At 68.3% G+C, this 19,978-nt stretch carries 20 protein-coding genes; 15 read left to right on the top strand and 5 right to left on the bottom strand.

The features are described from left to right. The first annotated feature begins 514 nt into the window (after window positions 1-514). The 9 genes from rpmH (at window position 515) to MXD64_RS17695 (ending at window position 6,158) form a co-directional block, all read left to right on the top strand. Window positions 515-652: a 50S ribosomal protein L34 gene (gene rpmH / locus MXD64_RS17735; RefSeq protein ID WP_022889115.1), complete on the top strand. Its 138-nt coding sequence runs from the start codon at window positions 515-517 to the stop codon at window positions 650-652. A gap of 48 nt (window positions 653-700) precedes the next feature. Beyond that, window positions 701-1,051, top strand: a complete 351-nt coding sequence (gene rnpA, locus MXD64_RS17730; protein WP_017887818.1) for a ribonuclease P protein component — start codon at window positions 701-703, stop codon at window positions 1,049-1,051. Continuing rightward, window positions 1,048-1,428 (top strand): membrane protein insertion efficiency factor YidD, encoded by a 381-nt coding sequence (yidD, locus tag MXD64_RS17725; protein ID WP_017887819.1) that lies wholly within the window; start codon window positions 1,048-1,050, stop codon window positions 1,426-1,428. Before rnpA ends, yidD begins: the two co-directional genes overlap by 4 nt. 8 nt (window positions 1,429-1,436) lie before the next feature. Then, window positions 1,437-2,405 (top strand): membrane protein insertase YidC, encoded by a 969-nt coding sequence (gene yidC / locus MXD64_RS17720; protein ID WP_017887820.1) that lies wholly within the window; start codon window positions 1,437-1,439, stop codon window positions 2,403-2,405. Further along, the gene (locus tag MXD64_RS17715) at window positions 2,406-2,906 is read left to right on the top strand and encodes a Jag family protein (RefSeq protein ID WP_017887821.1); all 501 of its coding nucleotides are present in this window, start codon (window positions 2,406-2,408) and stop codon (window positions 2,904-2,906) included. After that, on the top strand, window positions 2,903-3,562 hold the full coding sequence (gene rsmG, locus MXD64_RS17710) for a 16S rRNA (guanine(527)-N(7))-methyltransferase RsmG (protein WP_071249963.1): 660 nt from the start codon (window positions 2,903-2,905) through the stop codon (window positions 3,560-3,562). The genes MXD64_RS17715 and rsmG overlap by 4 nt, the downstream gene beginning before the upstream one ends. Window positions 3,563-3,643: 81 nt before the next feature. After that, a complete protein-coding gene (locus tag MXD64_RS17705; RefSeq protein ID WP_017887823.1) occupies window positions 3,644-4,537 on the top strand; it encodes a ParA family protein in 894 nt (297 codons plus the stop codon). Continuing rightward, window positions 4,537-5,505, top strand: coding sequence for a ParB/RepB/Spo0J family partition protein (locus tag MXD64_RS17700; protein WP_263136901.1), 969 nt, complete (start codon window positions 4,537-4,539; stop codon window positions 5,503-5,505). Before MXD64_RS17705 ends, MXD64_RS17700 begins: the two co-directional genes overlap by 1 nt. Window positions 5,506-5,669: 164 nt before the next feature. Next, on the top strand, window positions 5,670-6,158 hold the full coding sequence (locus MXD64_RS17695; RefSeq protein ID WP_263136899.1) for an RES family NAD+ phosphorylase: 489 nt from the start codon (window positions 5,670-5,672) through the stop codon (window positions 6,156-6,158). A 111-nt stretch (window positions 6,159-6,269) separates the two neighbouring features. On the opposite strand, the gene MXD64_RS17690 is transcribed toward MXD64_RS17695, so the two are convergent. The 5 genes from MXD64_RS17690 to MXD64_RS17670 form a co-directional block, all read right to left on the bottom strand. Then, complete coding sequence (locus MXD64_RS17690; protein WP_263136897.1) at window positions 6,270-7,232, bottom strand: D-alanine--D-alanine ligase family protein; 963 nt, start codon at window positions 7,230-7,232, stop codon at window positions 6,270-6,272. A 60-nt stretch (window positions 7,233-7,292) separates the two neighbouring features. Further along, window positions 7,293-8,597 carry an aminotransferase-like domain-containing protein gene (locus MXD64_RS17685; RefSeq protein ID WP_263136895.1) on the bottom strand — a complete coding sequence of 435 codons (1,305 nt, stop codon included), beginning with the start codon at window positions 8,595-8,597 and terminating at the stop codon, window positions 7,293-7,295. 150 nt (window positions 8,598-8,747) lie between these two features. Continuing rightward, window positions 8,748-9,074: a thioredoxin gene (gene trxA, locus MXD64_RS17680; protein ID WP_017887828.1), complete on the bottom strand. Its 327-nt coding sequence runs from the start codon at window positions 9,072-9,074 to the stop codon at window positions 8,748-8,750. A 66-nt stretch (window positions 9,075-9,140) separates the two neighbouring features. Beyond that, complete coding sequence (gene trxB / locus MXD64_RS17675) at window positions 9,141-10,139, bottom strand: thioredoxin-disulfide reductase (protein ID WP_017887829.1); 999 nt, start codon at window positions 10,137-10,139, stop codon at window positions 9,141-9,143. A 94-nt stretch (window positions 10,140-10,233) separates the two neighbouring features. Further along, complete coding sequence (locus MXD64_RS17670) at window positions 10,234-14,367, bottom strand: murein biosynthesis integral membrane protein MurJ (RefSeq protein ID WP_263136893.1); 4,134 nt, start codon at window positions 14,365-14,367, stop codon at window positions 10,234-10,236. 127 nt (window positions 14,368-14,494) lie between these two features. Here MXD64_RS17670 and MXD64_RS17665 point away from each other — a divergent pair, with 127 nt between their 5' ends. The 6 genes from MXD64_RS17665 (at window position 14,495) to dnaB (ending at window position 19,849) form a co-directional block, all read left to right on the top strand. Continuing rightward, on the top strand, window positions 14,495-15,952 hold the full coding sequence (locus MXD64_RS17665) for a CCA tRNA nucleotidyltransferase (protein WP_194589903.1): 1,458 nt from the start codon (window positions 14,495-14,497) through the stop codon (window positions 15,950-15,952). A gap of 176 nt (window positions 15,953-16,128) precedes the next feature. Beyond that, the gene (gene rpsF, locus MXD64_RS17660) at window positions 16,129-16,518 is read left to right on the top strand and encodes a 30S ribosomal protein S6 (protein ID WP_056072707.1); all 390 of its coding nucleotides are present in this window, start codon (window positions 16,129-16,131) and stop codon (window positions 16,516-16,518) included. Between the two features lie 3 nt (window positions 16,519-16,521). Beyond that, window positions 16,522-17,091: a single-stranded DNA-binding protein gene (locus MXD64_RS17655; protein ID WP_017887833.1), complete on the top strand. Its 570-nt coding sequence runs from the start codon at window positions 16,522-16,524 to the stop codon at window positions 17,089-17,091. A gap of 100 nt (window positions 17,092-17,191) precedes the next feature. Continuing rightward, complete coding sequence (rpsR, locus tag MXD64_RS17650; RefSeq protein WP_017887834.1) at window positions 17,192-17,449, top strand: 30S ribosomal protein S18; 258 nt, start codon at window positions 17,192-17,194, stop codon at window positions 17,447-17,449. A 14-nt stretch (window positions 17,450-17,463) separates the two neighbouring features. Beyond that, window positions 17,464-17,916 (top strand): 50S ribosomal protein L9, encoded by a 453-nt coding sequence (rplI, locus tag MXD64_RS17645; protein ID WP_017887835.1) that lies wholly within the window; start codon window positions 17,464-17,466, stop codon window positions 17,914-17,916. A 568-nt stretch (window positions 17,917-18,484) separates the two neighbouring features. Beyond that, window positions 18,485-19,849, top strand: coding sequence for a replicative DNA helicase (dnaB, locus tag MXD64_RS17640; protein WP_031260130.1), 1,365 nt, complete (start codon window positions 18,485-18,487; stop codon window positions 19,847-19,849). Window positions 19,850-19,978: the final 129 nt, after the last annotated feature.

Raw genomic sequence — 19,978 nt, 5'->3', positions numbered from 1 at the left:
GTCGCGCTCGTCTCCAGGGGTCGTGTCGTGCGTTCGCTGCCGGACGAGAGTGCGTCCCGCGGGGTCGGACATGCCGTGGCGTCCTCGGCGACCGCACTCGGGACAGGGTCGTCTCCGGCGGATCGTCGGTGGCTCCGGAGAGTTCTCCGAAGCCTCGTTGCCACGGAGGTTCCCACAGGGTTGTCCACAGTGTTGTCCACGACCGCTCCGAGTCGTCCGACAGGAGTACTTCCCTGTCGTACCGGGCCTTCGAGGCGATCGATCACACCACTGTAAAGGACCGGACCGAGTCCCACCGAACGGAAGTTGTCCCCAATGTGGAGAATGGGCTCGAGCGGCACCAGCCACGGGTGTGACGGCACCACCTGTCCGCGCGGGGTTTGACCTGCCCGCCGCTGTCACGTACCGTTAACCAGTTGACTGCGGCCCTTTGGTCGCGCCCATCTGCGTCGTCCGCACCCGGACGACTACACATACGTGACGGCTCGCCGCGAGCAGCCGTGTGGAGAACATCATGAGCAAGCGCACCTTCCAGCCGAACAACCGTCGCCGCGCCAAGAAGCACGGCTTCCGCCTCCGCATGCGGACGCGTGCCGGCCGCGCCATCCTGTCGGCGCGTCGCGCCAAGGGCCGCACCGAGCTCTCGGCCTGATCAGGCTCATCCGCCTGATCCGGTCCTCGGTCTGACCCCGGCGTCGCAGTGTTGGCCAGCGCCAACCGCATCGTGCGCGGGGACGACTACCGGAACGTCGTGCGTCGTGGTCGCAAGAGCGCCACGGCGCACGTCGTCGTGTCCGTGGTCCGTCAACCGGCCGACCGCGACGGACCGACACGCTTCGGCTTCATCGTCGCGAAGACGGTGGGCAACGCCGTGACCCGGAACCTGATCAGGCGGCGGCTCAAGGCGATCGCGCACGACCTGCTCGTCGAGTGCCCAGAAGGGTTCGACGTGGTGGTCCGTGTACTGCCAGCCGCATCGCAGGCCGGATGGCCTACCCTGCTCGAAGACGTCACGCGCTCCTTCGCGCGCGGGGTGGAGAAGGCAGCATGAACCGCACTCTGTGGACCCGGCTGGCCTGGGTCATCGCGTTGCTCCCACGCAACGCGTGCGTCGTCGTGCTCCGGGCCTACCGTGCGGTGATCTCCCCGCTGTACGGCAATGTCTGCCGCTACCACCCGTCGTGCTCCCGGTACGCCCTCGACGCGATCCAGCAGTACGGCGTCGTGCGCGGATCCGCCATGGGCGCCTGGCGCATCGCCCGCTGCAACCCCTGGGCTGCCGGCGGCATCGACGACGTCAAGGAACGTCGTCACCCGTTCGTCGTCAACCGGTTCGGGTTCGTCCTCGCGCCGATCCCGCAGCAGCCGCACCCCGCGGTCGGAACGGCCCGGCCGGTCCTGCTCCCCCAGCGCACTCGAAAGGCGTAGCCGTCCCCATGGACATCATCGGAACGATCCTCTGGCCGCTCAAATGGGTGGTCTCGGCCATCCTCGTCGGCTTCCACTGGATCTTCGAGAGCATCGGGATGGACCCGAGCGCGGGCATCACCTGGGTGCTCTCGATCATCTTCCTGACGTTCGTCGTCCGCGCCGCGTTGATCCCGATCTTCGTCCGGCAGATCAAGTCGCAGCGTCGCATGCTCGAGGTCGCGCCGCAGCTGAAGAAGATCCAGGACAAGTACAAGGGCAAGAAGGACCAGTTCTCGCGCGAGGCCATGAGCCGCGAGACGATGGCGCTCTACAAGGAGACCGGGACCAACCCGCTCAGCTCCTGCCTGCCGCTGCTCCTGCAGATGCCGATCTTCTTCTCGCTGTACTCCGTGCTGCACGAAGCGCAGATCAACAAGACCGGCATCGGCCTGCTGACGAACGACCTCGCGGCCTCGTTCGGCAACGCGGCGCTGTTCGGCGCTCCCCTGCACGAGACGTTCACGAACGCCTCCGGCTGGGAGGTCCGCGCGATCGCCGGCTTCATGATCGTCGTCATGACCGCGTCGCAGTTCATCACGCAGCTGCAGCTCGTCGCCAAGAACATGTCGCCGGAGACCAAGGAGTCTCCGATGTACCGCCAGCAGAAGATGATGCTGTACATCCTCCCGCTGGTCTTCGTGATCTCGGGCCTCAGCTTCCCCCTCGGCGTCATGTTCTACTGGCTCGCCTCGAACCTCTGGACGATGGCGCAGCAGTACTTCGTCATCCGCAGCATGCCGACCCCGGGTTCCGAAGCTGCTCTGGCTCGTGAAGCCCGCCTGGCCAAGAAGGCCCAGCGTCGCGGGACCGCCACTCCGGTCCTCGCCGAGGCCGGCGCCGGCGTCGGCGCGACGGAGATCGAGCCCGTGCGCGTCACCACCCAGCGTCAGCAGCCGGTCGGCAAGCAGCGCCAGAAGAAGAACGGGAAGAAGTAAGTGACCGAGCAGGACACCGCGGCCGCCGTCGAGACGACGGACACCGAGACCGAAGACGTCCGCGACGAAGCGGACATCGCAGCGGACTACATCGAGGAACTCCTCGACATCTGTGATCTCGATGGCGACATCGAGATCGAGGAACGCGGCGGTCGCGTGTACTTGTCGGTCACCGACGACGGAGAGGCACTTCGTGTCCTCTCGAAGCCCGACACGGTGACCGCACTGCAGGAACTCACCCGCATCGCGGTTCAGGCGGAGACCGGCGAGTTCAGTCGGCTCATCCTCGACGTCGGCGGCTCGCGCGACGCCCGTGCCGAGGAACTCCAGCGTCTCGTCGACACCGCGGTCGAGCGGATCGAAGCCGGTTCGTCGACGGCAGCACTCCCCCCGATGTCGTCGTACGAGCGCAAGCTCGTCCACGACCTGGTCGCTGAGAAGGGCTTCCACTCGGAGTCCGAGGGTGAGGGTCGGGACCGCCACACGGTCGTCACCCGATGACGGACGAGCCAGTGGCCCCCACGGCCGCACCGGTGCTGGAGACCGAGCCTGCTGCCGCCGTGACGCTGTTCGGCGACCAGATCGAGGTGGCGCGGTCGTTCACGGACGAGCTGGCGCGACGAGGTGAGGAGCTGGGCCTGATCGGCCCGCTCGAACTCCCCCGGCTGTGGACTCGACACATCCTCAATTCTGCGTTGCTGGCGCCCCTCCTGGAGGCGCGTGGCCGGGTTGCGGACGTCGGTTCCGGGGCAGGACTGCCAGGCCTCGTGCTCGCCATCGCCCGCCCCGACGTCGAGTTCGTGCTCATCGAGCCGATGGAGCGTCGGACGGATTGGCTCCGCGCTGAGGCCGACCGGCTCGGCCTGCAGAACGTGACGGTGCTCCGTGGCCGTGCAGAGGACGTTGCTGACGAAGTGGTGGTCGACCAGGTCACCGCTCGGGCCGTCAGCGCGCTCTCGAAGCTGATCCCCCTGACCGTGCCCTTGGTTCGGTCCGGTGGCCAGCTCATCCTGATGAAGGGTGCGCGTGTCGACGAAGAGATCGAGAAGGCCCGCAAGGTGATCCTCCGGAAGCGCCTCTCCGACGTCGAGGTGCTCGAGCTCGGAGACGGTGTGGTCGACGAGACCACTCGCGTCTTCCGGGCTACAGTTGACTGACGCTGCGGCTCGGGCCGGGTCATCCGGCCGCCAGTGGCTCCGCGTTCCACGTGAAACATCGAACCGGGGAAGAGGCACTCGTTGAGTTCATCGACCGACTACGACGCGTCGACACCGCTCGCTCGCGAGATCGCCGACCTCAACCGTCGCCGCCGCGCGATTGCGACGCAGCAGTTCCCGCTGCCTGCTGAGACGCGGATCATCACCGTCTCGAACCAGAAGGGTGGCGTCGGCAAGACGACATCGACGGTCAACCTCGCAGCGGGACTCGCCCACGGTGGCGCTCGAGTGCTCGTGATCGACCTTGACCCGCAGGGCAATGCGTCGACCGCACTCGGCGTCGATCACCAGGCCGAGGTCGCGAGCATCTACGACGTCATCGTCGATGAGGCACCGATGGCCGACACTGTCCAGGCCTCCCCCGAGTCGGACACGCTCTGGTGCGTGCCGGCAACGATCCACCTCGCCGGTGCAGAGATCGAGCTCGTCTCCCTCGTTGCACGTGAGCAACGCCTGCGGACCGCGCTCGACATGTACCTGCAATCGCTCGACGAGCCGTACCACTACGTCTTCATCGACTGCCCGCCGTCGCTCGGTCTGCTGACGATCAACGCGTTCGTCGCGGCACAAGAGGTCCTGATCCCGATCCAGTGCGAGTACTACGCGCTCGAAGGGCTGAGCCAGCTCCTGCGGAACATCGAGCTGATCGAGCGCCACCTCAATCCGAACCTCCGGGTGTCCACGATCCTCCTCACGATGTACGACAGCCGCACGAACTTGGCGAACCAGGTGGCGAACGACGTCCGGGAGCACTTCGGTGACCAGGTACTCAAGGCGATGATCCCCCGCTCCGTCCGAGTGAGCGAGGCACCCAGCTACGGTCAGAGCGTCGTCGCGTACGACGTGAACTCCACCGGGTCGCTGTCCTACCTGGAAGCGGCCGCCGAGATCGCAGCACGAGGAGCAAAGCACTGATGGCACCGAAGCGAACCGGGCTCGGCCGAGGCATCGGCGCCCTGATCCCCACGGCGACGGACCAGCAGGACCGTCCCGTGGATGTGTTCTTCCCGACCGGGGGTTCCCCCGCCTCCGCGCCGACGGCGGACGATCTCGTGGCAGTGCCGGGCGCCCGTCTGGCGAACCTCAACCCGCTCGACGTGATCCCCAACGCGCAGCAGCCGCGGAAGGAGTTCCGCGAAGAGGAGCTCCAGGAGCTCGTTCACTCCATCCGCGAGATCGGCGTCCTACAGCCCATCGTCGTGCGTCCCATCGCTGGCGCCACTGGGACGGACCCGCAGTACGAGCTCATCATGGGTGAGCGTCGTCTGCGAGCCACCAAGGAACTCGGGCTGAGCACGATCCCTGCGATCGTGAAGGACACCCCTGACGACGCGATGCTCCGGGATGCACTGCTCGAGAACCTCCACCGGGCACAGCTCAACCCCCTCGAAGAAGCGTCTGCCTACCAGCAGCTCCTCGCGGACTTCGGCATCACGCAGGAGCAGCTCGGTCAGCGCATCGGTCGGTCTCGACCGCAGATCACCAACACCATCCGGCTCCTGCGCCTCCCCTCCCCCGTCCAGCGCCGAGTGGCCGCAGGTGTCCTCTCTGCCGGGCACGCCCGCGCCATCCTCGCTGCGCCTGACGCAGAGGCGATGGAGTACCTGGCAGAGAAGATCGTCAACGAAGACCTCTCGGTCCGGGCGGCTGAGGCGATTGCGCAGCAACTCGCCTCGAAGACCCCGCAGACGAAGCCGAAGCCCGAGCCGTCGAAGCGTCAGGCGCACTTCGACGACCTCGCAGAGCGGCTCGGTGACCGGTTGAACACCCGGGTGAAGATCGCGGTCGGAGCCCGGAAGAGCTCGGTCACCATCGACTTCGCGAACGGTGACGATCTCAACCGGATCCTCGCCGAGCTCGGCGTGCGGGACCTCGAGGGCTGAAGCAGGCCGTACGCGGCGCTGTGAGACGCTGTGAGCCTCTGGGACGCCCGAGCCGGGGTCCACGGACGCGCGACTCCTGCGGCACGCTCTGGCGGCAACGCAGCGCTCCGCACGATGCTGCGCCGTTGGCGGACGCGATCGGCCTCAGCTGAGATGGTGGTGTGGTGACCACCAGCGGCTCGCCCTTCACGCCAGCGATCCGGGGAACGTTCTTCCGCGCCGTGGATCCGAGGTTCCGAGAGTTCGCGATCGCGGGATCGCGCTCCGTGGGCCGGTATTCCAGGGCCGATGAGCCGACGTTGTACCGCAGTGCGTCGGTCGAAGGAGTCGAAGCTGCGATGGTCGCGCACAGGGACGTCCGTGCGGAGACGTTGGAGATCGTCGCGATCGATGTCGACGCTGCACGAATCGTCGACCTGCGTGATCCAGGCACGCTCGATTCGATCGGCATCGACCTGCAGGACGCTGTTGCTCCATGGCAGGACATCGCCGCCGCCGGTGGGTCGCCCGGTTCGTGGCAGGTGCGCGATCGCTTGCTCGAGATCGGCGCCCACGGACTCATCGATCCGTCTCGGACGAGCCCCGGCCTGTGGCACTTGGTGCTGTTCCGGTGGAACGAGGACGACGCGCCGACCGTTGTGATCCGTCGATGAGATCGGCCGGACGAGCAGTGCGACGTTCCACGTGGAACATCGAAGCCCGTCAATCACGCCAGCGTGGTCCCGAGCGCGCGGTGTTCCACGTGGAACATCGCGCGACACTGATCAGGCGCGGTGGTCCCGGATGGCCTGCTCGGCGAGCTCGGCGTAGGTCCAACCGAGGTCGAAGCCCGACGCCGAGAGCGCTTGCGGCAGCAAAGACGTCTCCGTGAGCCCGGGGAGTACGTTGGCCTCGAGGAACCACGGTGTTCCGGCGCCGTCGATGATCAGGTCGACGCGCGACAGGTGACGGAGTCCCAAGGCCGTGTGCGCGGCGACTGCGGCTTCTGCCGCTGCCGCCGCGAACTCGTCTGACAGCCGCGCCGGCGTGTAGAAGGTCGTCTCCCCCGCGTTGTAGCGAGCCTCGAAGCCGTAGATACCGTTGCGGGGCACGATCTCGACGGCGGAGAGGGCGACCGGGCCGTCGCCGGTGTCGATGATCCCCACGGCCACCTCGGTCCCGCGGATGAGCTGCTCGACCACGACGTCGTCGCAGTACGTGTAGGCAGTGACCATGGCGCGTGGCAGGTCGTTGACGTCGTCGACGAGGGTCACGCCCTGGGCGCTCCCGCCACGTGCGGGCTTCACGGCAAGTGGCACCGGGTGCTCGGTGGCGATCGACTCGAGGACGCCGACGGCGCCGAGCTCACGGAAGACGTCGTGGGACAGCGTCACCGAACGAGGGGTCCGCACGCCGGCGCGGGCGACCAGTGCGGACCCCGTGGGCTTGTCCCATGCCAGCCGAGCCGAGGTCGAACGCGAGCCGACGAACGGGATGTCGACGGCCTCCAGGATGCCCCGCAGGGCCCCGTCTTCACCGGAGGCGCCGTGCAGCGCCGGCCACACGACGTCCGGGCGGGACTCCGCGAGGGCGGGCAACAGGAGCGCGTCGGCGTCGCGGAGATCGACCTGCCAGCCGTAGCCGGTCAGTGAGTCGGCGACCCGCCGACCGGATCGCAGGGAGACGTCCCGCTCGTGCGAGATGCCTCCGGCGACGACGACGACGTGACGACGGGTGAGCTCGGCCATGCGGGGTCCTCCGGTGTGGAACTGCGGTGCTGTGCGATCAGCGTCGCGCAAAAGTGCTGATCAGGATATGTTCGGCGGCGGTCCACTGACGGACGATGTCGCTCGCACCACCGTGTTGGGGCGTGGGGTCGGCCCGAAGGTCTCGATGAGTTCGAGCTCGTCGTTGACGACGTTCGCCAACCGCTTGACGCCGACGCGGATCTGCTCCGGCGTCGGGTAGCAGAACGACAGGCGGATGTGTCCACCGCCACGTCCGTCGGCGTAGAACGCCGTCCCCGGTGTGTAAGCGACGAGCTCCTTGACGGCACGCGGCAGCATGCCCTTGGAGTCGAGCGACCCCGGCAGCGTCAGCCAGACGAAGAAACCACCGTTCGGCTTGGTCCAGGACAGGTCGGGCAGGAACTCCCCCAACGCGGACAGCATGGCGTCACGTCGCTCGGCGTAGATGCCCCGGAAGGTGTCGACCTGACCCTTCCAGTCCGCGGCGTCGAGGTAGGCGTTCACGACGTACTGGCCGAAGGAGTTCGGCGCGAGGACGGCCGACTCGTTGGCGAGCACGAGCTTCTCGCGGATCGCGTGCGGCGCGAGTGCCCAGCCGACGCGGAACCCGGGCGCGAGCGTCTTGGAGAAGGAGCCGAGGTACACGACGCCCTCTTCGTCGATCGAGCGGATGGCCTGGGGTGCCGGCTCGTCGAACCAGAGGAGTCCGTAGGGGTTGTCCTCGAGCACGAGGATGTTGTTCGACCGGCAGATGTCGAGCACCTCGATGCGTCGCTCTCGGCTCATCGTGACGCCGGCCGGGTTGTGGAAGTTCGGGATCGTGTAGAGGAACTTGATCCGCTTGCCCTGGGTGCGGAGGTTCGCGATCGCCTCACGCAGCGCCTCGGGGACCAACCCGAGCTCGTCGGTCGTCACGTGCACCGTCTCGGCCTGGTACGACCGGAAGACACCGATCGCACCGACGTAGGACGGCGACTCGGCGAGCACGACGTCGCCCGGATCGATGAACAGCCGCGTGACGAGGTCGAGCGCGTGCTGTGAGCCCGTGGTGACCACGACGTCCTCGGCGCTGGCACGGATGCCCTCGAGGCTCATGACGTCCACGATGTGCTCGCGGAGGGAACGCAGGCCCTGTCCCCCGCCGTACTGGAGCGCCATGGCGGCGTGCTCGTTCATGACACGGTCCAGAGAGCCCGTGACGAGCTCCCTGGGGAGCGCGGAGACGAACGGCATGCCGCCGGCCAGCGAGACGACTTCGGGGCGCGAGGCGACGGCGAACAGGGCTCGGACCTCGGAGGCGCTCAGCCCGGCGGTGCGCTGGGCGTAGGAGTCGTACCAGGGGTCGAGGCTGTTGCCGTTCGTCATCGAGTGCTCCGTTCAGTGGGACATTCCCGCCACACTACGACATCGGCCCGGGGAACCCGGGTTCCGCGACGGGGCCGATCGGCATCCGGTGGCTCCGGACGAGAACGGCCCCGCTCTCCGGGGAGAGCGGGGCCGTTCGTGCGGGGCGACCTACGCGAGGAACTCGGCGAGGTCGGCCTCGAGCGCGGGCTTCGGCTTGGCGCCGATGACGGTCTTGACGACCTCGCCACCCTTGAAGACCTTCATCGCCGGGATCGACGTGATCTGGTAGTTCATGGCCGACTGGGGGTTGTCGTCCACGTTGAGCTTCACGATCTCGATCTTGCCGGCGTGCTCTTCGGCGATCTGGTCGAGGATCGGCGAGACGGCGCGACACGGGCCACACCACTCGGCCCAGAAGTCGACGAGGATCGTCTTGTCGGACTTGAGGACCTCGTCCGAGAAGGTGGCGTCGGTGACAGCCTTGGCGTTGGACATGTGTGCTCCTTCGAGAAGTCGTTCAGGGGGTACAACGGCGATGCCGTCGTGGTATTCCGAGACTGCTCAGGCCCGGGAGGCGATGACGTCGACCATGGCGGGTTCGGTCGGACCGACACCCTCGGCCTCGTTCGTCAGTTCGTCGTCGAGCTCGGCGAGGTACTTCTCGGCGTCGAGCGCGGCGACCGTACCCGAACCGGCGGCCGTGATGGCCTGGCGGTAGGTCGGGTCGATGACGTCACCGGCGGCGAAGACACCCGGCAGGTTGGTCTTCGACGAGCGGCCCTGGACAGCGATCGTGCCCTCGGGCGCGATGTCGATCTGGCCGTGGATCAGGTGCGTGCGCGGGTCGTTGCCGATCGCGATGAACAGGCCGTCCAGTGCGAGCTCGGACTCCTCACCCGTCACGGTGTCCGTGAGGGTGACGCCCTCGACCGCGGAGTCACCCGTGATGCCGGTGACCGCCTTGTTCCACGCGAACTCGATCTTCGGGTCGTTCATCGCGCGGTCCTGCATGATCTTCGACGCACGCAGCGAGTCCTTGCGGTGGATGACCGTCACCTTGTCGGCGAAGCGGGTGAGGAACGTCGCCTCTTCCATCGCGGAGTCGCCACCGCCGACGACAGCGATGTTCTTCTGGCGGAAGAAGAAGCCGTCGCAGGTCGCGCACCACGAGACACCGTGGCCGGACAGGCGCTCTTCGTCGGGGAGACCGAGGTGGCGGTACGCCGAGCCGGTGGCGTAGATGACCGCGAGGGCCTCGTACGTCTCGCCCGAGCCGACGGTGACCTTCTTGACCTTGCCGGTCAGGTCGACGGAGACGGCGTCGTCGTACAGGACCTCGGCACCGAACTTCTCGGCCTGCTCCTGCATCTTGATCATGAGGTCGGGGCCCTGGATCCCCTCGGGGAAGCCGGGGAAGTTCTCGACCTCGGTCGTCTTGGTGAGTTCACCGCCCGTCTCGACACTGGAGGCGACGATGAGCGGCTTGAGCTCTGCGCGCGCTGCGTAGATGCCGGCGGTGAACCCGGCCGGACCGGAACCGATGATGATGAGCTGGCGCATGCCTGATTGCCCTTCCGTTGCGTCTGACCGGGTCAACCCATCGTACCGGCGTGGCATTCCGCACGACCCGTGAGCGTGCGGTGCTCGGCTGGGATCAGCGGCCGAGCTTGCTGCGGAGCATCCGGACGGCGTTGCCGATCTCGCCGTTCTTCGCGACGACCAGGGCTCCGAAGTACACGGCGACCATCGCGGCGCCGGTCAGGACGATCGTGATGAGGGCCCCGGTGCGGTCGGACATCGCGAACCCGGACTCCGAGAAGGCACCGAAGAAGTTCACGACGAGGAGCCCGACGACGCCGGAGATCAGCGCCGCGATGACGAACTGGACGTGCGACCGGGTGATCACCGGCCCCTCGATGTGCCCCAGCCGCTTGCGGACGACCACGAGCGCGACGATCGTCTGCGCCGATCCGGCGATCGTGGTGCAGGCGGCGACACCGATGCCGATGACCGAGGTCGGGAACGTCGAGACCGCCAGGGCCCCGATGACGAAGAGCACCGACTGGATGCACTGCATGACGAACGGGGTGCGGTGGTCGTGCATCGCCCAGAAGACGCGCTGGATGACGAACAGCATGCTGAACAGGACGAGACCCGGCATGTAGGCGACGAGCACGGCACCGACCTGCAGGGCACTCTCGAACGTGCCCTCGTACAGGCGGCCGAACGGGACCGCGACGACGATCAGTGCCACCGAGGCGAAGACGGTGAACAGCCCGACGATGCGCAGGGACAGCGACAGGTTGCGGCGGACCGCGTCGAGGTCACCGCGCTCGGCGTCGTGGCTCATCCGGGTGAAGTACGCCGTCGCGATGGACACCGTGATGATCGAGTGCGGGAGCATGAAGATCAGCCAGGCGTTTCCGAGCACGGCGTTGCCCGGACCGTCGTCCCGTCCGAGCCACGCGACCTGCGACTGCACGATGCCGGCGATCTGGGTGACGAGGATCATCGCGAAGAGCCAGCCGGCAGCGGTCCCCGTGGACTTGAGGCCCACGCCGCGCCACCGGAAGTCGGGGCGGAACGACAGGCCGGCGCGCTTCCAGAAGAACGGCAGGAACGCTGCCTGGGCGAAGACACCGAGCGATGCGCTGCCGGCCAGGAGTGCGATCTTCGCCGGCGTCCACTGGTCGAGCTGGCTGCCGCTGGTGCCGTACAGGGCGATGAACACGACGAGGCCGCCGATGGCGATGACGTTGTTGAGCAGCGGCGCCCACGTGAACGGCCCGAAGACCTGCTTCGCGTTGAGGACCTCGCCGAGCAGCGAGTACATCGCGTAGAAGAGGATCTGCGGCAGGCACCAGAACGCGAAGGCGACGGCGAGGTCGGTCGCCTCGGGCCCGGAGCCGACCGATGAGCTCGTGTAGAACCGGACCAGCAACGGTGCGAACACCGTCGCCACGATCGCGATGACGACGAACACGGATCCACCGAGCGTCACGATCTTGTTGACGTACGCCTGGCCGCCGTCCGTGCCGGTCTTCATCGCGCGGACGATCTGCGGGATGAGCACGGCGGACAGCAGACCGCCGGCGATGAGCGCGTAGATGTTGTTCGGCAGCTGGTTCGCGACCGCGAAGGCGTTGGCCGAGGGGCTCGCGTTCTGCCCGATCGCGTACGCGAGCACGAACGTCTTCGCGAAGCCGAGGATCCGGCTCACCATCGTGCCCGCTGCGAGCATCGCGCTCGCCCGGCCGAGACTGCGCTCGGCGACCGGCTCGGCGTCGACGTCGGGCTGGGGCTGGCTGGCGCTGATGGTCGGCTCCTCGGCGTCGCGGTCGTCCGCGACGGTGGTGCGTGCGCCGTCGGACGGGAGGCGCGGCTCGGCCCCGGCGCGCGCGATGGCGTCCTGCAGGGGGCCGTGGTCCACCGCCGCGGCCGGCGCCGTGGTCGACGTGGCGGCCGGCGTTCCTGCGGCCGCAGCGGCCGTGGACGCGGCCACGCTGGGTGCGGTGGCTGCTCCGGAGGGGTGATCCGTGCCTCCAGGCCGGGTCGTCGTCGCCTGCGCGCCCCCGACCGTCGGCTGGACCGCCAGGGGGCGGTTCGGGTCGTCGTCATCCTCGTCGTCGAGTTCGCCGTTGCGGCGCCGGATGCGCTTGCGGATGCTGCGGAAGATGCCGAAGCCGAAGATGCCGATCAGGGCGATCGCAGCGACCGCGGTGATGACGGTCTCCCACTGCGCCTGCACGTTGAGCTCGACCGTGGCGGGCTGGGCGACGGCGACACCGGTCGGACTCGAGAGCGACATCGTCAGTTCGACCGTGCCGTTCGCGACCGACTGCACCGGGACGGTGGCACGGGTGGAGGAGTCCGGCTGGATCTCGACGACGATGTCGTTCCGGACGACCCGGAGCGCCGAGTTGGACGGCTGCACGGACAGGTGCACCGTGACCGGGTAGTCGGAGCTGTTCCGGATGGACACCGGCAGCGACGACCGGTCGCCGAGCAGGGTGAGACTGCTCGAGTCGACGATGCCGACCTCGGTCGTGCTCTTCGCCCACGCGGCCGCTCGGGCCTCCACCGCGGCTGCGAGACCCTGGTCGTCATCGCGCCAGGCGTTCGAGGCGAGGGCGAGCAGGCGGAGCCGTGCCGGGGCCGTCAGCTGGTTCGGGTCGCCGAGGATCGTCGCGAACGCGGTGAGGCCCTGCTCCCCCCGCACGAGCTTCTGGAGCTGGTCGATGCGGGATTCGCCGGTGGACGCGCTGGCGAGCGTCAGTGACCCGGGTGTGGCGTCCGAGGCGGTGGAGAGGTCGGCGGGAGCGACCCACGGCGTGCCTTCGAGCGCGTCCAGCGCCTGGCTGAGCCGCGTGGAGTCGGACGGCCACTCGCGACCCAGGGTGAGCAGGATCGGGCCCGTCGCCGAGCCTTCACGGGCCGAGGTGGCCAGTGTCGCGGTGAGCTCGGACATCGTCGACGACCAGCTCTGGCGGTCGGGGGCGGTCGCTGCGCGGCGGAGCATCGACGACATCGACTGGTCGGAGACGAGCACGTGGTCGCCGCCGATCTTCTCGGACGCGGCGATCGTGGTGTCCGCGCCGGCCGAGGTGTTGCCGCTCGAGACGATGGTGGTCTTCGTGCCGGCTCGCCGGAGTGCGGGGAGGTCGTCGGAGGACACCGTGCCGTCGGTCGGCCAGGCGATCGGGTCCATCGAGTAGGGGAAGTCGAGCAGGGACTCCGTGGTGGGCAGGGTCTCCTGCGCCTGGTCGGTCCCCGGGTCGGTCGTGGCGTCGTCCGGGGCCTGGGCGGGCGCCGGTGACGAGGTCTGCCCCGGGGTGGCGCTCGGCGTCGGCGCCGGGGTCTCGGCGCCGGGGAAGTTCTCGGCCTTGACGGACTCGTCGAGGGAGATCGGCGACAGGATGCCGTCGGACCCGGCCTGCCGGAGCCCGGTCACGTCTGCGTCGGCGTATGGCAACGCGAAGGTCTCGTTGCGCATGGCCTGCAGGCGTTGGAGCCAGCTGACCGCGCTCGAGGGGGCGTTCTCGCCGAGGATCCGGATCGAGGCGATGATCCGCGGGTCGACGGCCACGGCGACGTTGTGGTCTTCGGCCGCGTCGAGCTGCTGCGTGAGGGTGCCGTCCACCGAGGTCGCGGCGGCCAGCACCGGGGCGGTGAGGATGCCGTCGGTGGACTTCGGCACCGTGACGGGCATCGCGACGGACACGCTGACCGGAGCCTGCTCGAAGTCCGGGTACCAGGTGATCGCGGACCGGTCGACGGCGAAGGCGTCACCCGCCGTGTACTCCGCCGCGATGCGCCGGGCACCGAACGACGAGTACCCGCCGAGTGCCACGTTGCCGGAGACGATGTCGACCGAGTCGATCGTGACCGAACGGTGCGCCGGGACCGCCGGGATGTCCACGGAGTCCATCGGGGCGCCGAGGTAACCGGTTGTGGTGGTGTCGTTGAGCCAGCTCGCCAGGACGTCCCGGGTGCTCACCGAGCGGAAGATGTCGAACTCCGCGGTGCCCGCCGGCAGGGCTGCGTCGGTGTCGTTCGTGACGGTGACCGACAGGGTGAGGTCCTGGTCGCGCTGGACGATCCCCCGGTTCGCGGGGGCGATCGAGATGGTCGCCTTCCCCGCGTCGGCGGCGGCCGGGTCGGCGACGTGGCTCTTCGGTGCGGAGACCGTGGCGGCCGAGGCGTGGTCGGTGGTGACGGGCGCGACGACCAGGCCGAGCGCGACGAGGGTCGACGCGGCTGCGGCGAGCGTGGTGCGGAGCATCTGCATACGGGGAGCGGGCCACGGGGTCGGTTCGGGCCGAGCACGAGTGTATGAGGCGCGACCATGAACAGGACCCGTGCGCGCGCGGCTTGTGGAGAACTCGGGGCCTCGATCTGGGAGGATGAGCACCGTCATGCAGTCCGTTGCCCAGGCCGTCGAACGACTCGACGCACTCGCCACCACCGAGCCCGTCGACCTCCTCGCTCGGGCCTTCGCCGACGCCGGACACGAACTCGCCCTGGTCGGCGGGCCCGTCCGTGACGCGTTCCTCGGCCGTCCGGTGACCGACCTCGACTTCACGACCGACGCCCGGCCCGACGACATCCTGCGGATCGTCGAACCCATCGCGAGCGCCACGTGGGACGTCGGCCGCCAGTTCGGCACCATCGCCGCACGGGTCGCCGGCGAGCAGGTCGAGATCACCACGTACCGCAGCGACGTCTACGACGGCGAGACCCGCAAGCCCGAGGTCGCGTTCGGCGACACCATCGAGGACGACCTGCTCCGTCGCGACTTCACGGTGAACGCCATGGCGCTGCGGCTGCCGGCCCGCGAACTCGTCGACGTGCACGGCGGTGTCGAGGACCTGCTCGCCGCCCGGCTCCGGACGCCGCAGACCGCGGTCGTCTCGTTCCGCGACGACCCCCTGCGGATGATGCGCGCGGCCCGGTTCACGTCCCAGCTCGGGTTCACCGTCGACGACGACGTGCGTGCCGCGATGCAGGAGCTCGTCGCGTCGATCGACATCGTGTCCGCCGAGCGCGTGCGCGACGAGCTCGTCAAGCTCCTCAACACCAGCGACCCCGTCCCCGGCATCCGGCTGCTCGTCGACACCGGCCTCGCCGAGCGGTTCCTGCCGGAGCTGCCCGAGATGCGGCTCGAGGTCGACGAGCACCACCACCACAAGGACGTCTACGAGCACTCGCTCACCGTGCTCGAGCAGGCCATCGGGTACGAGGCCGAACGGCACGCCGGCGATCCCCCGGACACCGTGCTCCGGCTCGCGGCGCTGCTGCACGACATCGGCAAGCCCGCGACGCGCAAGCTCGAGCCCGGCGGCGCCGTGAGCTTCCACCACCACGACCTGGTCGGCTCGAAGATGGCGAAGAAGCGACTCCGTGCGCTCCGCTTCGACAACGACACCATCGCCGCGGTGTCCCGGCTGATCGAGCTGCACCTGCGCTTCTTCGGGTACACCGAGGGCGCCTGGACCGACTCGGCCGTCCGCCGCTACGTCCGCGACGCCGGGGACCAGCTCGAGCGACTGCACGAGCTCACCCGCTCGGACGTGACCACCCGCAACCGCCGCAAGGCCGACCGGCTGGCGTTCGCGTACGACGACCTGGAGGAACGCATCCGGGTGCTGTCGGAACAAGAGGAACTCGAGTCGATCCGTCCGGACCTGACCGGCGACGACATCATGCGCATCCTCGACATCCCGCCGGGGCGTGCCGTGGGCGAGGCCTACCGGTTCCTGCTCGAGGCCCGGATGGACGAAGGACCCCTCGGCGAGGAGACCGCCGAGGAGCGCCTGCGCGCGTGGTGGGCCGCCCGGGGCGAGACCGGCGGCACCGGCGCCACCGGCACCTGAGACGCGACCGCCTGACGGGCGGAACCGTTCTCCACAGGCCGGTGGCGCGCCTCCAGGCAGTCCGGTAGGCTACGCAGGTTGCCCCACGCGCACCTGCGTGGTCTGGGGCACATGCATCAACCCTCCTGCCCCGGGAACCGCCCGGGGCCGCTGAGACCAGAGGAGGTGGGTTCCGCATGCACCAGTACGAACTGATGGCGATCCTCGACCCCGAGATCGATGAGCGCACCGTCGCTCCCAGCCTGGACAAGTTCCTGGCCGTGATCCGCAACGCGGGTGGCACCGTCGACAACGTGGACGTCTGGGGCCGTCGCCGGCTCGCGTACGAGATCGCGAAGAAGTCCGAGGGCATCTACGCCGTCGTCGACTTCACGTCGTCGCCCGAGGCCGCCAAGGAGCTCGACCGTCAGCTCGGTCTCTCCGAGGCCGTGCTCCGCACGAAGGTCCTCCGCGCTGAAGAGGGCATCGCGCAGGTCGCCGCCCAGAAGCAGCGTGACGAGGCACGGGCGGCCCGCAAGGCCGCCAACGCCTCCCAGGCCGCAACCGCGACCGCGAGCGCCGAGTAACCCGTGGCCGGCGAAACCGTCATCACGGTGGTGGGCAACCTCACCGCGGACCCCGAGCTGCGCTACACGCAGAACGGGCTCGCCGTGGCGAACTTCACCATCGCGTCGACCCCTCGCACGTTCGACCGTCAGGCGAACGAGTGGAAGGACGGCGACGCGCTGTTCCTCCGTGCGAGTGTGTGGCGCGAGTTCGCCGAGCACGTGGCGGGGTCGCTGACCAAGGGCTCGCGCGTCATCGCGCAGGGTCGTCTGCGTCAGCGTTCCTACCAGGACCGTGAGGGCCAGCAGCGCACGAGCATCGAGCTCGAGGTCGACGAGATCGGCCCGTCGCTCCGCTACGCGACCGCACAGATCACCCGCGCAGCGGGTGGCAGTGGCGGCGGTCGTGGCCAGGTCGGCGGCGGCGGCAACGCCCCCGCGGGCAACGGCGGCGGCAACTGGAACAACAACGGTGGCGCTCAGTCGGACGCGCCCTGGTCTCCCCAGGGCGGCCAGCAGGGTGGCGGCAACGCACAGTCGAACGACGTGTGGAGCACCCCCGGCGGCAACTTCGACGACGAGACCCCGTTCTGATCGGAGCACGCAGCGCCGCCTGACAGCGGCAACTGCGAGTTCCGGACTGACCCTCCCGGTTCCGACGGACACACAACTTTTCTTCTAAGGACAAATCACTATGGCTGGAAAGAGCACCGGCGACCGCCGGAAGCCTCGCGGCAAGGGCGGCAAGAACGCTGCTCCCGCGAAGTCGATCAAGGTCGGCGTCATCGACTACAAGGACGTTGCGACCCTTCGCAAGTTCATCTCGGAGCGTGGAAAGATCCGCGCCCGTCGCATCACCGGCGTCTCCGTCCAGGAGCAGCGCCTCATCGCCCGTGCCGTGAAGAACGCCCGTGAGATGGCGCTCCTCCCCTACGCCGGCTCCGGCCGCTGATCGGAGGTCGACACATGTCGAAGCTCATCCTCACCCACGAGGTCTCCGGCCTCGGTTCCGCTGGTGACGTCGTCGACGTCAAGAACGGCTACGCCCGCAACTACCTCATCCCCCAGGGCTTCGCTGTCGCGTGGTCCAAGGGCGGCGAGAAGCAGGTCGAGTCGATCCGTGCCGCGCGTACCGCGCGCGAGCTCGCCACCATCGAAGAGGCACAGGACCTCAAGATGAAGCTCGAGAACGCGACCATCACCCTGTCGGTCAAGGCCGGCAAGGACGGTCGTCTGTTCGGCTCCGTCCGTCCGGGCGACGTCGCTGACGCCGTCCAGGCGCAGGGCGTCGGCTCGCTCGACAAGCGCAAGGTCGAGGTCCCCGCGACCATCAAGACCGTCGGTGACCACGAGGCCACCGTGCGCCTGCGCGAGGACATCACTGCCGTGATCTCGCTCCAGGTCGTCGCTGCCAAGTAGCACTGACGTTCCGCTCCACGACGGGCGGGTCTCCTCCGGGAGGCCCGCCCGTCGTTGCGTTCCAGGGGCGGTCGCGCGGCTTGTCGTACGGCTGTCGCCGAGACGGTCACCGGCCTGGAGGCGCGGGTCGACTCGGCTGGCAGGTTACGTTGCAGGCGGGGTCAGGCTGGCTGGGAGCGGGCCGAGAACTCTTCCCACAGGAGGGGTGCTTGTCAAGTCGTTTTACACAGTGGAAACGTGTCAAATCGGAACCTTCAACGGGTAGTTGAACCCCGCTTTTCCACACACCGTGTGCAACACAAAAGCCCAGGTCAATCGGTCGAAAGTGTGTTCGTACGGGCATTTTTCCACAGGCTCCTCCACAGTTGTCCACACAGCAGTCCGGCGTGTTCCGCAACCTCTCCACAGAGTTATCCACAGGGCCGTTTGTTGGGGATAACTCTCGGGCCGTACGTTGGGCCAGCGACTCGGGGATGTCGGTCGCCGGGGGTAGAAACAGGGGTGCGGGTTCCGGCCGGTGGGTGCTGACCCGCCGCTTCCGGTCCGTGTCGTCAACAGAGGAGAGCGTGTGTCGATCGCACATCTTGAGCCCGCACCGCAGGACTACGCGGAGCGCGGCATGGAACGCACCCCGCCGCACGACATGCTCGCGGAGCAGTCGACCATCGGCGGCATGCTCCTGTCGAAGGACGCCGTCGCCGACGTCATCGAGACCGCACGCGGCGTGGACTTCTACGTCCCCAAGCACGAGGTCATCTTCGACGCGATCCTGTCGCTCTACTCGCACGGTGAACCCACCGACGTCATCGCCGTCACCGACGAGCTGACCAAGACCGGCCTGCTGTCCCGTGCCGGCGGGGCCGAGTACCTGCACAGCGTCACGAGCATGGTGCCGACCGCCGCGAACGCCGGCTACTACGCCGGCATCGTCGCCGAGAAGGCCGTGCTCCGTCGGCTGGTCGACGCCGGCACCCGCATCGTCCAGATGGGCTACGCGTCGGAAGGTGAGGTCACCGACCTCGTCAACAGCGCCCAGGCCGAGGTCTACAACGTCGCCGGTGGCGTGCAGACCGAGGACTACGTCCCGCTGACCGACGCCATCTCCGCCGCCCTCGACGAGATCGAGGCCGCCAAGGGCCGCGACGGCCAGATGACCGGCGTGCCGACCGGGTTCGCGCAGCTCGACGGCCTGACGAACGGCTTCCACCCCGGACAGCTCATCATCGTCGCCGCCCGCCCTGCGCTGGGCAAGTCGACGCTCGCGCTCGACCTGTGCCGCGCCGCCGCGATCAAGCACGACCAGACCGCCGCGTTCTTCTCGCTCGAGATGGGCCGCGCCGAGATCGCCATGCGTCTGCTCTCCGCCGAGACCAGCGTGCCGCTGCAGAACATGCGCAAGGGCACCGTGGACTCCCGCGACTGGACCACCATCGCGCAGACCCGCGGTCGCATCAACGACGCCCCGTTCTTCATCGACGACTCCCCCAACATGACGCTCGTCGAGATCCGCGCCAAGTGCCGTCGACTCAAGCAGCAGCACAACCTGAAGCTCGTGGTCATCGACTACCTGCAGCTGATGACCTCGGGCAAGAAGGTCGAGAGCCGCCAGCAAGAGGTCTCCGAGTTCTCGCGTGCCCTGAAGCTGATGGCCAAGGAGCTCCAGGTGCCCGTCATCGCCCTGTCACAGCTGAACCGTGGGCCCGAGCAGCGTGCCGACAAGAAGCCCGCGATCTCCGACCTGCGTGAGTCCGGCTCCATCGAGCAGGACGCCGACATGGTCATCCTGCTGCACCGGGAGTCGGCGTACGAGAAGGACAACCCACGTCAGGGTGAGGCGGACCTGATCGTGGCGAAGCACCGTAACGGGCCGACGGACACCATCACCGTGGCGTTCCACGGGATGTTCTCGCGGTTCGTCGACATGCCGCAGTAGGCGCCTGTCGTCGCGCACACAATTTGTCTCCTTCGCGCACAACTTGTCGCCGTTCAGCGCGGGCGGGGTCACCCTGGTCATCCGCGCGAGCCCTAGGCCTGTCAACTCGCGCGAAGCGTCCGTATGACG

Origin of the sequence: Curtobacterium sp. Arg-1 (assembly GCF_025643395.1) — a bacterium.
Taxonomy (GTDB): Bacteria; Actinomycetota; Actinomycetes; order Actinomycetales; family Microbacteriaceae; genus Curtobacterium; species Curtobacterium poinsettiae.
Note: the sequence above shows the minus strand (reverse complement) of the source record. Positions and strands in the feature narration are given on the sequence as shown.

Coding starts and splice junctions, on each gene's coding strand:
- rpmH (WP_022889115.1), top strand. CDS start 515: ATGAGCAAGCGCACCTTCCAGCCGAACAACCGTCGCCGCGCCAAGAAG.
- yidD (WP_017887819.1), top strand. CDS start 1,048: ATGAACCGCACTCTGTGGACCCGGCTGGCCTGGGTCATCGCGTTGCTC.
- yidC (WP_017887820.1), top strand. CDS start 1,437: ATGGACATCATCGGAACGATCCTCTGGCCGCTCAAATGGGTGGTCTCG.
- rsmG (WP_071249963.1), top strand. CDS start 2,903: ATGACGGACGAGCCAGTGGCCCCCACGGCCGCACCGGTGCTGGAGACC.
- MXD64_RS17700 (WP_263136901.1), top strand. CDS start 4,537: ATGGCACCGAAGCGAACCGGGCTCGGCCGAGGCATCGGCGCCCTGATC.
- MXD64_RS17690 (WP_263136897.1), bottom strand. CDS start 7,232: ATGGCCGAGCTCACCCGTCGTCACGTCGTCGTCGTCGCCGGAGGCATC.
- MXD64_RS17685 (WP_263136895.1), bottom strand. CDS start 8,597: ATGACGAACGGCAACAGCCTCGACCCCTGGTACGACTCCTACGCCCAG.
- trxA (WP_017887828.1), bottom strand. CDS start 9,074: ATGTCCAACGCCAAGGCTGTCACCGACGCCACCTTCTCGGACGAGGTC.
- trxB (WP_017887829.1), bottom strand. CDS start 10,139: ATGCGCCAGCTCATCATCATCGGTTCCGGTCCGGCCGGGTTCACCGCC.
- MXD64_RS17670 (WP_263136893.1), bottom strand. CDS start 14,367: ATGCAGATGCTCCGCACCACGCTCGCCGCAGCCGCGTCGACCCTCGTC.
- MXD64_RS17665 (WP_194589903.1), top strand. CDS start 14,495: ATGCAGTCCGTTGCCCAGGCCGTCGAACGACTCGACGCACTCGCCACC.
- rpsF (WP_056072707.1), top strand. CDS start 16,129: ATGCACCAGTACGAACTGATGGCGATCCTCGACCCCGAGATCGATGAG.
- rpsR (WP_017887834.1), top strand. CDS start 17,192: ATGGCTGGAAAGAGCACCGGCGACCGCCGGAAGCCTCGCGGCAAGGGC.
- rplI (WP_017887835.1), top strand. CDS start 17,464: ATGTCGAAGCTCATCCTCACCCACGAGGTCTCCGGCCTCGGTTCCGCT.